The 14,249-nt window shown below is 41.9% G+C and carries 15 protein-coding genes and 1 riboswitch; all 15 genes read left to right on the forward strand.

Annotated elements, in window-relative coordinates; all coding sequences use genetic code 11:
- The first annotated feature begins 1 nt into the window (after position 1).
- The 15 genes from CEF16_RS19740 to purH all read left to right on the forward strand — a co-directional run bounded on the left by CEF16_RS19740 (position 2) and on the right by purH (position 14,234).
- Positions 2-1,069 carry a type III polyketide synthase gene (locus CEF16_RS19740; RefSeq protein ID WP_091585590.1) on the forward strand — a complete coding sequence of 356 codons (1,068 nt, stop codon included), beginning with the start codon at positions 2-4 and terminating at the stop codon, positions 1,067-1,069.
- On the forward strand, positions 1,066-1,590 hold the full coding sequence (locus CEF16_RS19745; RefSeq protein ID WP_091585592.1) for an isoprenylcysteine carboxyl methyltransferase family protein: 525 nt from the start codon (positions 1,066-1,068) through the stop codon (positions 1,588-1,590). Before CEF16_RS19740 ends, CEF16_RS19745 begins: the two co-directional genes overlap by 4 nt.
- Before the next feature lie 84 nt (positions 1,591-1,674).
- Positions 1,675-2,214, forward strand: coding sequence for a DUF2179 domain-containing protein (locus CEF16_RS19750; protein ID WP_091585594.1), 540 nt, complete (start codon positions 1,675-1,677; stop codon positions 2,212-2,214).
- A gap of 22 nt (positions 2,215-2,236) precedes the next feature.
- Positions 2,237-2,437, forward strand: coding sequence for an NETI motif-containing protein (locus CEF16_RS19755; protein WP_091585596.1), 201 nt, complete (start codon positions 2,237-2,239; stop codon positions 2,435-2,437).
- A gap of 87 nt (positions 2,438-2,524) precedes the next feature.
- A riboswitch (purine riboswitch) is annotated at positions 2,525-2,627 on the forward strand.
- Positions 2,628-2,761: 134 nt separating this feature from the next.
- Positions 2,762-3,247: a 5-(carboxyamino)imidazole ribonucleotide mutase gene (gene purE, locus CEF16_RS19760; protein ID WP_091585598.1), complete on the forward strand. Its 486-nt coding sequence runs from the start codon at positions 2,762-2,764 to the stop codon at positions 3,245-3,247.
- Positions 3,244-4,392, forward strand: coding sequence for a 5-(carboxyamino)imidazole ribonucleotide synthase (gene purK, locus CEF16_RS19765; RefSeq protein WP_091585599.1), 1,149 nt, complete (start codon positions 3,244-3,246; stop codon positions 4,390-4,392). The genes purE and purK overlap by 4 nt, the downstream gene beginning before the upstream one ends.
- 39 nt (positions 4,393-4,431) lie before the next feature.
- On the forward strand, positions 4,432-5,727 hold the full coding sequence (gene purB, locus CEF16_RS19770) for an adenylosuccinate lyase (RefSeq protein WP_091585601.1): 1,296 nt from the start codon (positions 4,432-4,434) through the stop codon (positions 5,725-5,727).
- Between the two features lie 56 nt (positions 5,728-5,783).
- The gene (gene purC / locus CEF16_RS19775) at positions 5,784-6,503 is read left to right on the forward strand and encodes a phosphoribosylaminoimidazolesuccinocarboxamide synthase (RefSeq protein WP_091585603.1); all 720 of its coding nucleotides are present in this window, start codon (positions 5,784-5,786) and stop codon (positions 6,501-6,503) included.
- Positions 6,496-6,744 (forward strand): phosphoribosylformylglycinamidine synthase subunit PurS, encoded by a 249-nt coding sequence (gene purS, locus CEF16_RS19780; RefSeq protein WP_091585605.1) that lies wholly within the window; start codon positions 6,496-6,498, stop codon positions 6,742-6,744. Before purC ends, purS begins: the two co-directional genes overlap by 8 nt.
- Complete coding sequence (purQ, locus tag CEF16_RS19785; protein WP_091585607.1) at positions 6,744-7,427, forward strand: phosphoribosylformylglycinamidine synthase subunit PurQ; 684 nt, start codon at positions 6,744-6,746, stop codon at positions 7,425-7,427. The genes purS and purQ overlap by 1 nt, the downstream gene beginning before the upstream one ends.
- The gene (gene purL / locus CEF16_RS19790; RefSeq protein WP_091585609.1) at positions 7,411-9,639 is read left to right on the forward strand and encodes a phosphoribosylformylglycinamidine synthase subunit PurL; all 2,229 of its coding nucleotides are present in this window, start codon (positions 7,411-7,413) and stop codon (positions 9,637-9,639) included. Before purQ ends, purL begins: the two co-directional genes overlap by 17 nt.
- Positions 9,615-11,036, forward strand: a complete 1,422-nt coding sequence (gene purF / locus CEF16_RS19795) for an amidophosphoribosyltransferase (RefSeq protein WP_091585611.1) — start codon at positions 9,615-9,617, stop codon at positions 11,034-11,036. Before purL ends, purF begins: the two co-directional genes overlap by 25 nt.
- A 33-nt stretch (positions 11,037-11,069) precedes the next feature.
- Positions 11,070-12,110, forward strand: a complete 1,041-nt coding sequence (gene purM, locus CEF16_RS19800; protein ID WP_091585612.1) for a phosphoribosylformylglycinamidine cyclo-ligase — start codon at positions 11,070-11,072, stop codon at positions 12,108-12,110.
- Positions 12,107-12,721: a phosphoribosylglycinamide formyltransferase gene (purN, locus tag CEF16_RS19805; protein WP_091585614.1), complete on the forward strand. Its 615-nt coding sequence runs from the start codon at positions 12,107-12,109 to the stop codon at positions 12,719-12,721. Before purM ends, purN begins: the two co-directional genes overlap by 4 nt.
- Complete coding sequence (gene purH / locus CEF16_RS19810) at positions 12,696-14,234, forward strand: bifunctional phosphoribosylaminoimidazolecarboxamide formyltransferase/IMP cyclohydrolase (protein WP_091585616.1); 1,539 nt, start codon at positions 12,696-12,698, stop codon at positions 14,232-14,234. Before purN ends, purH begins: the two co-directional genes overlap by 26 nt.
- Positions 14,235-14,249 lie beyond the last annotated feature (15 nt).

Genomic DNA, 14,249 nt, shown 5'->3' on the forward strand with positions numbered 1-14,249 from the left:
AATGCCATTTATACAGCATGTAGAAACAGCAGATGCTCCTTACCGAGTAACACAGCAAGAAACGGTAGAAGTGGTTCGTGAATTATTCGGTAATTCTTTTTCAGATATAGATCGTTTATTAAAAGTATTCGGGAATGGTCAAATTGAAAGTCGTTTTTTGGCTGCGCCGCTGTCTTGGTTTCAACAAAATCACGATTTTGAAGAGAAAAACCAGCTATATATAAAACAGGCACTTACGTTAGGAAGCGAGGCCGTAATGAGGTGTTTGCAAGAAACAAACACGTCAAAAGAAGAAATCGATGCCTTTTTCTTTATTTCAAGTTCAGGAATGGCAACACCGACGATAGATGCACGGATTATGAATGAATTAAATTTCCCTTCTCATATAAAAAGAATTCCAATTTGGGGACTGGGGTGTGCTGGAGGAGCTTCAGCCTTGAGTCGTGCCCATGAATATTTACTTGCTTATCCTTCTGCTAAAGTACTTGTACTTTGTCTTGAATTGTGCAGTCTTACTTTTCAACGCGATGACACATCTAAAAGTAATTTAATCGGCACCTCACTATTTGCAGACGGTGCTGCATGTGTCCTTATGACAGGGGAGAAAGTAAAACATAAAAACACTTGCCCGCGCACGATAGATACGATGTCTACTTTGATGCCATATTCGGAAGATGTGATGGGATGGGATATTAAAAATGAAGGACTTCATGTTATTTTCTCAAGAGATATACCAGCTATTATTGAAGAATGGTTAAAACCGAACGTAACTGCTTTTTTAAAAAAGCTAGATAAGTCATCAGCAGATATCGACCATTTTGTTGCTCATCCAGGCGGTAAAAAAGTTCTTCAAGCTTACGAAAGAGCACTGGGTTTTTCAGAAGAAAAAACAGAACCGGCTAGGGAAGTTTTAGCTGTACAGGGAAATATGTCCTCTCCAACTGTCTTGTATGTTTTGAAAAAAATAATGCAAAAAAAGCCTTCATATGGAGAAAATGGTATAGTGACAGCTCTAGGTCCTGGATTTAGTTCAGAATTGCTATGGCTAGAATGGGGAGAAAAAGAATGACGTTTTTTATCATTTTGGTATCAGTTGTTGTATTGCAGCGACTAGCAGAAATTATATACGCCCGTCGAAATGAAAAAAAAATGAAGGCAAAAGGTGCTATAGAAATCGGAGCTTCTCATTATAAATGGATTGTTTTGTTACATATTTTTTTCTTCTTTTCTTTAATTATTGAAGTGACAGAAAGACAATTTGCGCTTAGTCCAGGCTGGCAGGTGTTTTTACTGCTTTTTATTGTTGTGCAAATTCTTAGAATCTGGACGCTGACTTCACTGGGAGAATTTTGGAACACGAAAATAATCGTCCTTCCTGGGGCAAAGAAAGTAAACAAAGGTCCATACAGCTGGATTTCACACCCCAATTATGCCATTGTTGTGCTTGAAGTTATCCTATTACCTCTAATATACGGTGCTTGGATCACAGCACTTATTTTCTCAGCTGCAAATGCCATTATTTTACTTCTCATACGAATTCCTGCTGAAGATAGAGCACTCGAACAATTAAAAAAAATGACGAATGATTAGTACTTCCCACACTATCTAAAACGTGATATATTTTTTTCGACTTTATGATGAATGCGCTTTTAGCGGGGAAGGAAGCGGTATAATATGCTCGATGTTCTCCTTGAAAATGCTTGGACAATGCTCCTTATTATTTTTACTATTAACATTGTCTATGTCACCTTATTTACGCTGCGTATGATTTTTACTTTAAAAGGACAGCGTTATTTTGCTGGTGCGGTTGGTATGACAGAAATTGTGGTATATGTTCTCGGTCTCGGCCTTGTACTTGATAACCTTGATAATATTTTAAATGTAGCGGCGTACGCTATTGGTTTTGGGACGGGAGTCGTGGTAGGGATGAAAATTGAGGAGAAGCTGGCATTAGGGTATATTACAGTAAACGTCATTACAAAAGAATACGAACCCGATATTCCAAATGCTCTCCGTGATAAAGGATATGGGGTAACTAACTGGGTAGCATACGGCAGAGAAGGTGAACGCTTAATGATGCAGATTTTAACCTCAAGAAGGTCAGAAACGGATTTATATAACATTGTGAAAAAACTAGATCCTAAAGCTTTTATTATTTCTCACGAACCAAAAGCCTTTTTCGGAGGTTTCTGGGTAAAAGGAGTAAGGCGTTAATTATATAGAAGGAGATGGAACAGTGCCCAAAAAAACAAAGAGGAAAAAATTCGAAGTGAAAGATGGGGAAACGATTGATGAATGTTTGAAAAGAATAGATGAAGAAGGTTATGTACCTGTTCGCCGCATGGAAAAACCTGTATTCGAGGAAGTGAGGAAAAACGGAAAAACAGAAAAAATTCCTATTAAACAACAAATATTATTTGAAACTAAGCTTAAATAACCGAACATTAAACTTTCCGCGGGTTTAAATGTTCGATTTTTGTTTGACAGATTTCGTGACAACTTGTTAAGCTATACATGTAATCAAACGGATGAACGAAATAAACCTCATATAATGTCAAGAATAAGGCTCGACAAGTTTCTACCCGGCGACCGTAAATTGCCGGACTATGAGGGAAAGGTATGCAAGCACCGGAACATGGGACAGCTGGAGGCAGCGCCTGTTCACCATGTCCATAACCCCGGCAGCTGGCAGCTTTCTCTCATAGTATAGAGAACTGTCAAACCGGGGTTTTCTAATGTGCGATTTAAAGGAGAGGAAATAATGGAACCGCAAGTAGGAGTAATCATGGGAAGCACTTCTGATTGGGATACGATGAAACATGCTTGTGAAGTGCTTGAAGAATTATCTATACCTTATGAAAAAAAAGTAGTTTCGGCTCACCGTACGCCAGACCTTATGTTTGAATACGCTGAGAAGGCTCGGCAAAAAGGATTAAAAACGATCATCGCCGGTGCAGGAGGGGCTGCACACCTTCCTGGTATGGTAGCTGCTAAAACCACCCTTCCGGTTATTGGGGTTCCTGTGCAGTCCAAGGCTTTAAATGGCATGGATTCTCTATTGTCTATTGCTCAAATGCCAGGAGGCGTTCCGGTCGCTACCGTGGCAATCGGTAAAGCGGGAGCTGTAAATGCAGGACTGCTTGCCGCAGAATTTCTGGCAGCTTTCGATCTTGAACTTGCTGACCAACTCGAACAAAGAAGAGAAGGCCTTCGTCAAAAAGTGATAGAAACGGGGGATTTATCGTGAGTCGCATTCTTTCTCCAGGAAAAACAATTGGTATATTAGGAGGCGGCCAGCTTGGACGGATGATGGCAATTGCTGCAAAAGCGATGGGTTTTCGAATTGCTGTTTTAGAACCAAAATCAGATTCTCCTGCTGGACAAACCGCTGATATAGAAGTAGAGGCAGCCTATGACGACAGAGAAGGTGCCAAAGAACTTGCAAAACATTGTGATGTCCTTACCTATGAATTTGAAAACATTGATGCTCCCACTGCGGCATTTCTAGAAGAAACACTTTACCTTCCGCAGGGCGGCAGCCTGCTCTACACGACGCAGCACCGAATACGAGAAAAAAACGCGATTGAAGAAGCTGGCGTGCATGTATCGCCTTATCGTTCGGTGGATTCAAAAGAGTCTTTAGGACTTGCACTAGAAGAGCTTGGAAGGCCTGCTGTATTAAAAACGTGTCAAGGCGGCTACGACGGAAAAGGACAAGTTGTGATTAAAGAAAACACTAATGCAGATCAAGCATTCGAAACCCTTAATGGAAACGAAAAAGATCTAGTTTTAGAAGCCTGGGTTCCTTTCGAAAAAGAAATTTCTGTGATTGTGACAAGAAGTACAAACGGTGAAATTTCGACATTTCCTGTCGGGGAAAATATTCACGAGAACAACATTTTGCATCAAACAATTGTGCCGGCAAGAATCACGTCAGATACAGAAAGAAAGGCAAGAGACATCGCGTATCAATTAGCTGAGAAACTCGAACTTACAGGTACTCTGGCTGTAGAAATGTTCGTATTAGAAGATGGGAACATTTATGTTAATGAATTAGCTCCGCGTCCGCACAATTCCGGTCATTACACGATTGAAGCATGTGAAACGTCTCAATTTGAACAGCACATCCGGGCTATTTGCGGATGGCCGTTAGGGTCAACCAACTTACTAAGGCCAGTAGTAATGACTAACTTGCTCGGACAACATCTGTCCCATGTTTACGACAATGTGGAAAGCTTCAGTAAAAACGGACATCTTCATGTGTACGGAAAAGATGAAGCGAAACACGGACGGAAAATGGGACATTGGACAGTACTTGGCAGCGACATAGAAGAAGCTCTTGCCAAAACTAACTATGTTTGGGAAAAACAAACATCTTTTATAAATAAATAATAATAAAAGAAAAAAGAGATAGAGAGTGGAGGAAATCTCATGATCGAACGGTATACACGCCCTGAAATGGGATCCATTTGGACAGAAAAGAATCGTTTTAATGCTTGGCTGGAAGTAGAAATCTCTGCATGTGAGGCTTGGGCAGAACTTGGAGATATCCCAAAGGACGATGTGAAAAAAATTCGTAAGAATGCAAGCTTTGATGTGGAGCGTATTAAAGAGATTGAAGCGGAAACTCGTCACGATGTGGTAGCTTTTACTCGTGCTGTTTCAGAAACTCTCGGTGAAGAAAGAAAATGGGTGCATTATGGACTGACCTCAACAGATGTGGTCGACACTGCCCTTTCTTATTTACTGAAACAAGCGAATGATATTTTGGAAAAAGACCTTGAACGTTTCCTTTCTATCTTGAAAGATAAAGCACTGGAACATAAATATACGGTGATGATGGGAAGGACACATGGTGTTCATGCTGAACCGACCACCTTTGGTCTGAAACTTGCGCTTTGGTATCAAGAGATGAAAAGAAATCTAGATAGATTTAAAGCGGCGGCAGAAGGTGTCAGAGTTGGAAAGCTCTCGGGTGCAGTAGGAACATTTGCTAATATTCCTCCGTTTATAGAGTCTTACGTATGTGAAAAGCTTGGACTTGAAACAGCTGAAGTCTCCACGCAAACACTGCAGCGAGACAGGCACGCTCATTATATGAGTACAATCGCACTTGTCGCCACCTCTATTGAAAAAATGGCGGTAGAAATCAGAGGGCTGCAAAAAAGTGAAACGAGAGAAGTAGAAGAGTTTTTCGCGAAAGGACAAAAAGGATCGTCCGCCATGCCGCATAAACGAAACCCAATTGGATCTGAAAACATGACAGGCCTTTCAAGAGTTATCCGCGGACATATGATGACAGCTTATGAAAATGTACCGCTCTGGCATGAACGCGATATTTCTCACTCCTCAGCAGAACGAATCATTTTACCTGATGCAACCATAGCACTCAATTACATGCTCAACCGTTTTGGAAATATCGTGAACAACCTGACTGTATTCCCAGAGAATATGAAAGCTAATATGGAAAGGACATTCGGCCTCACTTATTCTCAACGTGTTCTTCTCACTCTTATTAATAAAGGAATGGTGCGAGAAGAAGCATATGACCTTGTTCAGCCCAAAGCCATGGAAGCTTGGGAAAAAGGAATTCCATTCCGAACATTAGTAGAACAAGAGCCCCGCATCACAGAAACGCTGACAGCAGAAGAAATTGATGATTGTTTTGACTATAATCATCACCTGCAGCGAGTAGACGAGATTTTTACCAGAGCAGGTTTAGAATAAAACGGGGCCTAAAACCCCCTTCCAGATTTTAAGAAAAAACAAGGAGGCGCTCTCCGGTGCAAAAAGAGAAGCTGTTGTATGAAGGAAAAGCGAAGAAGCTTTACCAAACGAATGAAAAAGAGGTTTTGTGGGTTGAGTACAAAGATGACGCCACTGCTTTTAATGGGGAGAAAAAAGAAGTTCTTCATGGAAAAGGAAAACTGAACAATGAAATCTCATCCTTGCTTTTTCAAAAATTAGCAGACACAGGAATTCGCAGTCATTTTGTTAAAAAATTATCTGCTACCGAACAACTTGTAAAACAAACAACCATTGTTCCTTTAGAAGTTGTGGTCAGAAACATCGTAGCCGGCAGTCTCCATAAAAGGACCGGCATAGAAGAAGGAACTGAGCTCAACCAGGCTATTGTTGAATTTTATTATAAAGACGACGATCTTGGTGATCCACTTATTAACAATGATCACATTCGCATCCTTCAAGCAGCAGAACCTGAACAGGTCCATAACATGAGAGAACAAGCTTTAGCAGTTAATAAATCATTAAAAAAACATTTTGACGACTGCGGCCTGCTGCTAGTAGATTTTAAGCTTGAATTTGGAACGACTGCTGATGGAGAACTTCTGCTAGCAGATGAAATTTCTCCTGATACATGTCGTTTATGGGATAAAGAAACGAGAGAAAAGTTCGATAAAGATTTATTCCGTTTTGGCCTAGGTTCATTGCAGGACGGCTATACCGAAATATTAAAAAGACTGGGAGGGGCTGTACATGGTTAAAGTCCAAGTATATGTAACGTTAAAAGAAGGGGTGCTCGATCCGCAGGGAAGCGCCATTACGAACTCTCTTCACACAATGAATTATAATGAAGTAAAAAGTGTTCAGACCGGAAAATATATTGAGCTCGAAGTTGAAAAAACAGATGACTTGGAAGAACGTGTAAAAGAAATGTGTGAAAAGCTTCTCTCCAATCCAGTGATTGAAGATTATACGTATACCATCGGGGAGGCTGTTTCCTAATGAAGTTTGCAGTCATTGTCTTTCCTGGATCAAATTGTGACGACGATATGGTCTATGCTGTTCAAGAAGGTCTGCAAGAAGAGGTAGATAAAGTATGGTACACCGAAGAAAGTGTAGCCGATTATGACGCTATTTTACTGCCTGGCGGTTTTTCTTATGGTGATTATTTGCGCTCAGGAGCAATTGCAAGATTTGCTCCAGTAATGGAAAGTGTAATCGAAGAAGCACAAAAAGGAAAACCTGTATTAGGTGTGTGCAATGGATTTCAGGTTCTCCTTGAAGCAGGACTTCTTCCAGGGGCGATGCAAAGAAATAAAGACTTGAAATTTATCTGCCGTCCGGTGGAATTAAAAGTAGATAACAACGAAACTGGTTTTACCAAAAGCTACGAAAAAGGTGAATCTATCATAGTTCCGGTTGCTCATGGAGAAGGTAACTATTATTGCGATAACAAAACATTACAGCATTTAAAAGAAAATAATCAAATTGTCTTCACTTACCAAGATGATATAAATGGTTCCGTAGAAGGCATAGCAGGCATTGTGAATGAAAAAGGAAATGTTCTCGGTATGATGCCTCATCCGGAGCGTGCTACGACTAGTTTATTAGGAAGCAGCGATGGCTTAAAGCTTTTTCAATCGATCTTGAACCACTGGAGGGAATCTCATGTCCTTACTTCTTGAACCAACTCCCGAGAAAATTAAAGAAGACAAAATTTATCAGGAAATGGGCTTAACAGACGAAGAGTTTGAACTGGCTGAGAAAATTCTTGGACGTCAGCCAAACTACACAGAAACAGGCTTATTTTCGGTTATGTGGTCGGAACATTGCAGCTATAAACACTCGAAAGTACTTCTAAAAAAATTTCCTGTCAAAGGAGAAAAAGTGCTGCAAGGTCCGGGTGAAGGAGCAGGAATTATAGATATTGGAGACGAGCAGGCGGTCGTTTTCAAAATAGAAAGCCATAATCATCCTTCTGCCATTGAACCTTACCAAGGGGCAGCTACAGGAGTTGGCGGTATTTTGCGTGATGTTTTCTCCATGGGAGCAAAGCCGGTAGCACTTCTAAACTCTTTGCGCTTTGGAGAACTCACTTCTCCTCGCGTCCGTTATTTGTTTGAAGAAGTAGTAGCTGGCATTGCAGGTTACGGCAACTGTGTCGGCGTACCGACCGTAGGCGGTGAAGTTCAGTTTGACCCATGTTATGAAGGAAATCCTCTCGTTAACGCAATGTGTGTAGGACTGATTGACCATAAAGATATTCAAAAAGGGCAAGCCAAAGGTGTTGGCAATACCGTGATGTATGTGGGGGCAAGTACCGGAAAAGACGGGATTCACGGAGCTACTTTTGCTTCTGAGGAATTAAGTGATGAATCAGAAAGCAAACGACCTTCCGTTCAAGTAGGTGACCCATTTATGGAAAAGCTTCTGCTCGAAGCTTGTTTAGAGCTGGTTCAATCTGACGCTCTTATTGGTATTCAGGATATGGGAGCTGCCGGATTAACATCTTCTTCAGCAGAAATGGCAAGTAAAGCCGGTTCTGGTATTGAAATGGATTTAGACAAAGTACCTCAGCGAGAAAAGGACATGACACCTTATGAGATGATGCTTTCAGAATCTCAAGAACGCATGCTGCTTGTTGTTGAAAAAGGCCGCGAACAAGAAATGAAAGACATTTGTGACAAGTGGGGGCTGCTTTCTGCAGAGGTAGGTCATGTCATTGATGACAAACGCCTTCGTTTACTACATGAAGGAAATGTCGTAGCCGATGTACCTGTAGATGCACTAGCAGAAGAAGCACCAGTTTATCATCCGCCTTCTAAAGAACATTCTGCCTTTCAGGTAAATCAGCAGGTTAAAGAAACCGTATTTCACATTGACGATATAAAACAAACACTGCTTGACTTATTAAAACAACCAACCATCGCAAGCAAAGAGTGGGTATATGATCAATATGATTATATGGTACAAACAAATACGGTCGTGCAGCCTGGTTCTGATGCAGCAGTTCTGCGAGTTCGCGGGAAAAACAAAGCACTTGCGATGACTACCGATTCTAACAGCCGTTTTATTTATCTGGACCCAGAAGCTGGAGGCAAAATTGCAGTAGCTGAAGCAGCTAGAAACATTGTTTGCTCTGGAGGGGTACCACTAGGTCTAACTGACTGCCTGAATTATGGAAGTCCAGAAAATCCAGAAATTTACTGGCAGCTTGAAAAATCTACAGATGGTATGAGTGCTGCATGTGAGCAGCTGCAAACTCCTGTCATTGGCGGAAACGTATCTCTTTATAACGAAACAAAAGAAGGAGCTATTTATCCAACTCCTGTTGTAGGTATGGTTGGTCTCATTGAAGATCTAGACCACATCACTACTCAATCTTTTAAAAATGCAGACGACATTATTTATTTAATAGGAGAGACCAAACCTGAATTTGGAGGCAGTGAGCTGCAAAAACTTTTAGAGGGCGATATCTCAGGGAAAGTTCCAGAAATTAATCTTGAGACGGAAAAAGAGCGTCAGCACAAACTTTTAGAAGCTATTAGAAATCAGCTTGTTTCATCGGCGCATGATGTGGCCGAGGGCGGTCTTGCTGTAGCCGCATCAGAAAGCCTGATTGGCACAGGGCTGGGGGCAGCATTAACAATTGATGTTGATACCGCAGCAGAGCTTTTCTCAGAAACACAGTCGCGTTTTCTTGTTTCCGTACCAAAGGTTAAAAAAGAAGAATTTGAAAAGATTATCCCGGAAGCCCGTGCTATTGGAACAGTGACAAATGAGGAGAAGCTTGAGATTTATAGTCGATCAGGAGAAACCGTGCTTCAGGCGGCAGCAGATGAATTAGAAAGCGCCTGGAAAGGAGCTATTCCATGCTTGGTGAAATCAAAGGACTAAACGAAGAATGTGGAGTTTTTGCTGTTTGGGGACACAAGGATGCTGCACAAATAACGTATTACGGATTGCACAGTCTTCAGCACCGTGGACAAGAAGGGGCAGGAATTGTAGTAAGTGACGGAGATCAGTTATCTATTCATAAAGGCCTTGGACTTGTAACAGAAGCTTTTAAAGAAGGAGAACTTGATCAATTGAATGGCAATGCTTCCATTGGTCACGTACGGTATGCGACAGCTGGAGGCGGGGGGTTGAATAATTGTCAGCCTCTCTTGTTCCGTTCACAAACCGACAGCCTTGCGGTTGCTCATAATGGTAATATCGTTAATGCTAATGGAGTAAAGCACCAGCTTGAAAACCAGGGCAGTATTTTTCAATCTACTTCAGACACCGAAGTCCTTGCTCACCTTATTAAGCGCAGTGTATATCCACGCCTTGAGGATAAAATGACAAATGCATTATCTATGCTTAAAGGAGCCTATGCATTTGCAGTGATGACAGAAGACAAACTGATGGTAGCTCAGGACCCGAACGGATTACGACCGCTTTCCATTGGCCGCCTAGGTGATGCATATGTAGTAGCTTCTGAAACATGTGCATTTGATGTGGTAGGAGCAGAATATGAACGGGAAGTGCAGCCGGGTGAAATCATTACGTTTGATGAAAACGGCATGCATTCTGAATTGTTCTCCAATGCAGCTCCGCGACGGCTTTGCAGTATGGAATATGTTTATTTTTCTCGTCCTGATTCCAACCTTGATCAAATCAATGTTCATACCGCACGTAAAAATCTTGGAAAACAATTGGCAGAAGAGTCACCTGTTGAGGCTGATATCGTCACGGGTGTACCGGATTCTTCCATTTCTGCAGCAATCGGTTATGCAGAACAAACCGGAATTCCTTATGAATTAGGAATGATTAAAAATAGGTACGTTGGCCGCACATTTATTCAACCGTCTCAAGAGCTGCGCGAACAAGGTGTAAAAATGAAGCTATCACCTGTACGTGGAGTGGTAGAAGGAAAGCGTGTTGTTATGGTAGATGACTCCATCGTAAGAGGCACGACCAGCCGCCGTATCGTAGGAATGTTAAAAGATGCTGGAGCATTAGAGGTGCACGTGCGGATTAGTTCTCCGCCTATTACCCATCCATGTTTTTACGGAATTGATACGTCTACAAAGTCAGAACTTATTGCAGCAAACCACACGACCGAAGAAATGCGGGAAAAAATGGGTGCAGACTCGCTTTCCTTTATTAGTATTGACGGTATGTTAAAAGGAATTGGCCGAAAACATTATGATTCCAACTGTGGTCAGTGCTTGGCTTGCTTTACAGGTAATTATCCGACAGAAATTTACCAAGACACTCTTCACCCCCATGATAAAATCACGAACGGTTAAGAGATTAGAGCAATAACGAGGAGGCTCACTTTCATGTCTGAGGCATATAAAAAAGCCGGTGTCAACGTAGAGGCTGGCTATGAAGCAGTAGAACGAATGAAAAAACACACCAACCGTACCCTTCGTCCGGAAGTGTTAGGGGGACTGGGGGGATTTGGCGCCATGTTCGACTTTTCCTCCCTTCCTTATAAAGAACCGGTACTTATTTCAGGTACAGACGGGGTTGGTACAAAGCTTATGCTCGCCTTTGCCATAAACAAGCATGATACGATTGGAAAAGATGCGGTGGCCATGTGCGTAAATGACATTGCAGTCCAAGGAGCAGAGCCTCTTTATTTTCTTGATTATCTTGCGTGCGGGAAAGCAGATCCTGTGAAAATTGAAGCAATTGTAAAAGGGGTCGCTGATGGCTGTGAAGAAGCAGGCTGTGCATTGATTGGCGGTGAAACGGCAGAGATGCCGGGAATGTATGAAGAAGAAGAATATGATCTAGCTGGTTTTACCGTTGGAGCGGCTGAAAAGAGCTCTATTATTACAGGAGAAAGCATTAAGCCTGGTGATAAATTAATTGGACTGCCTTCCTCTGGCATTCACAGCAACGGCTTTTCTCTTGTACGAAAAGTACTGATTGAAAAGGCAGGATTAGACTTAAACGAAACGTATCCGCCGTTTGATCGTCCATTGGGAGAAATTCTGTTAGAACCCACCCGTATATATGTAAAGGCAATAAAAACGTTAAGAGAAAGCGTGGAAGTAAAAGGGATGGCTCATATAACAGGAGGAGGATTTTACGAAAATATTCCTCGTATGCTTCCAGACGGTCTCGGAGCCTCTGTAAACCCAGCCAATTGGGATTTGCCGCCAATCTTTTCATTTATTGAGAAACACGGAAACCTTTCTTTGGCTGATATGTACGGTACTTTCAATATGGGAGTCGGTTTAGCAGCAGCGGTCGATGAAGATCAAGCAGAAAAAGCAGTCACTGCGTTACAAGAAAATGGGGAAGAAGCAGCAATCATTGGTTCTATTACAGAGACAGGGGAGCTTACGATTGAGAGGGGGAGCTTCTCATGAAACTTGCCGTTTTTGCATCAGGCAGCGGATCAAACTTTCAAGCAATAGCTGATGCGGTTCAAGAAGGAAGAGTTCAAGCAGAGATAGCATTGCTTGTTTGTGATAAACCAGGGGCATATGCAGAAAAAAGAGCTAAAGCATTAGGTATTCCCGTTTTTTCCTTTCTTCCTAAAGAGTATTCCGGTAAGGTTGCCTTTGAAAAAGAAATCGTTAATCGGCTTCAACAAGAAGAAATTGATATAATAATATTGGCTGGATATATGAGGTTAATTGGTTCAACTCTGCTGCACGCCTACGATAAGCGTATTTTTAATATTCATCCCTCGCTTCTACCCGCTTTTCCTGGGAAGGATGCAATAGGCCAGGCTTGGCAAGCAGGCGTGAAAGTTACGGGTGTTACGATTCATATGGTAGATGAAGGAATGGATACAGGTCCTATCATTTCACAGGAAGCCATATCAGTTAAAGCGACGGACTCCCTCGAATCATTGACAAAGGCTATTCAAGCAGTAGAACACCGTTTATATCCAGACACTATTCAATGTTTAATTGAGAAACGAACTTCAGAAGGGAGCCAAAATCAAAATGAGCATCAAACGAGCATTAATTAGTGTTTCAAATAAAGAAGGAATCCTTCCTTTTGCAAAGCAGCTTGAAGAACAAGGTGTGGAAGTAATTTCTACAGGCGGGACAAGCCGTGTGTTGAAAGAAGGCGGTGTTAATGTTACCGGCATTTCGGAAGTTACTGGGTTTCCAGAAATTCTTGATGGCAGAGTAAAAACATTACATCCGAATATTCATAGCGGCCTCCTTGCTATGCGTGAAAAAGAAGAGCACATTGCTGAATTGGAAGAACAAGGAATTGCTCCGATAGATCTTGTAGTCGTAAACCTTTACCCATTCAAGCAAACAATTGAAAAGCCGAACACAGAGTTTGAAGAGGCTATTGAAAACATTGATATTGGCGGTCCAAGCATGCTCCGCGCCGCTGCAAAAAACTATAAGCATGTTACTGTAATAACCGATCCAGAAGATTATGAAACCGTGTTAACAGAATGGCGCACCGATGGAGATGTTTCAACCGAAACGAAAAAGCGCTTGGCTGCTAAAGTGTTTCGTCACACTGCTTCATACGACGCGCTTATTGCTAATTACTTAACGGAACAATCAGGAGAGCTGTACCCTGAAACATATACGGTTACCTATGAGAAAAAACAAGATTTGCGTTACGGAGAAAACCCGCACCAGAAAGCGGCCTTTTATCGTGAGCCAATCGGTCCGTTGAGTTCAGTTGCTAATGCGATTCAGCTGCATGGAAAAGAACTTTCGTACAATAACATAAATGATGCTGAAGCTGCTCTTTCCATCGTTAAAGAATTCGGTCAGCCGGCAGCCGTTGCTATCAAACATATGAATCCTTGCGGCGTTGGTGTAGGAGAAAATATTTTTGAGGCGTATGAAAAAGCATTTGAAGCAGATCCGGTTTCTATTTTTGGAGGCATTGTTGCTCTGAATCGGGAAGTGGACAAAGATACGGCTCAGAAGATGAAAGAAATTTTCCTTGAAATTATTATTGCTCCAGCTTTTACACAAGAAGCGTTGGATATATTGACAGAAAAGAAAAACCTTCGCTTGTTAACAGTTAACCTGGATGAGGAACCGCAAAAGCGCTCAAAAATCACTTCTGTGCATGGAGGAGCTCTTATTCAAGAAGAAGACCGAGAAGGATTTTTAGATGCAGACGTACGGGTGGTAACTGAACGTGAACCTACAGAACAGGAATGGCAGGATCTAAAACTGGCCTGGAAAGTTGTAAAACATGTGAAATCAAATGCCATCCTTCTTACAAAAGATGATATGACGATTGGTGTGGGGGCAGGACAGATGAACCGTGTAGGTGCTGCGAAAATTGCTATAGAACAAGCCGGCGATAAAGCAAGTGGAAGTGCTATGGGATCAGATGCCTTTTTCCCAATGAAAGATACAGTAGAAGAAGCTGGAAAAGCAGGTATCAGTGCTATCATTCAGCCTGGCGGCTCGATACGGGATGAAGAATCGATTGAAAAGGCAAATGAATTAGGTATCACAATGGTCTTCACCGGAATGCGCCATTTTAAACATTAATTGGGGTGTTACAGT

Origin of the sequence: Alteribacillus bidgolensis (genome assembly GCF_002886255.1) — a bacterium.
GTDB lineage: Bacteria > Bacillota > Bacilli > Bacillales > Marinococcaceae > Alteribacillus > Alteribacillus bidgolensis.

Bases quoted from the DNA above. Each gene is read 5' to 3' on its own strand.
- CEF16_RS19740 (WP_091585590.1), top strand. From the start codon at position 2: ATGCCATTTATACAGCATGTAGAAACAGCAGATGCTCCTTACCGAGTA.
- CEF16_RS19745 (WP_091585592.1), top strand. From the start codon at position 1,066: ATGACGTTTTTTATCATTTTGGTATCAGTTGTTGTATTGCAGCGACTA.
- CEF16_RS19750 (WP_091585594.1), top strand. From the start codon at position 1,675: ATGCTCGATGTTCTCCTTGAAAATGCTTGGACAATGCTCCTTATTATT.
- purE (WP_091585598.1), top strand. From the start codon at position 2,762: ATGGAACCGCAAGTAGGAGTAATCATGGGAAGCACTTCTGATTGGGAT.
- purB (WP_091585601.1), top strand. From the start codon at position 4,432: ATGATCGAACGGTATACACGCCCTGAAATGGGATCCATTTGGACAGAA.
- purS (WP_091585605.1), top strand. From the start codon at position 6,496: ATGGTTAAAGTCCAAGTATATGTAACGTTAAAAGAAGGGGTGCTCGAT.
- purQ (WP_091585607.1), top strand. From the start codon at position 6,744: ATGAAGTTTGCAGTCATTGTCTTTCCTGGATCAAATTGTGACGACGAT.
- purL (WP_091585609.1), top strand. From the start codon at position 7,411: ATGTCCTTACTTCTTGAACCAACTCCCGAGAAAATTAAAGAAGACAAA.
- purF (WP_091585611.1), top strand. From the start codon at position 9,615: ATGCTTGGTGAAATCAAAGGACTAAACGAAGAATGTGGAGTTTTTGCT.
- purM (WP_091585612.1), top strand. From the start codon at position 11,070: ATGTCTGAGGCATATAAAAAAGCCGGTGTCAACGTAGAGGCTGGCTAT.
- purN (WP_091585614.1), top strand. From the start codon at position 12,107: ATGAAACTTGCCGTTTTTGCATCAGGCAGCGGATCAAACTTTCAAGCA.
- purH (WP_091585616.1), top strand. From the start codon at position 12,696: ATGAGCATCAAACGAGCATTAATTAGTGTTTCAAATAAAGAAGGAATC.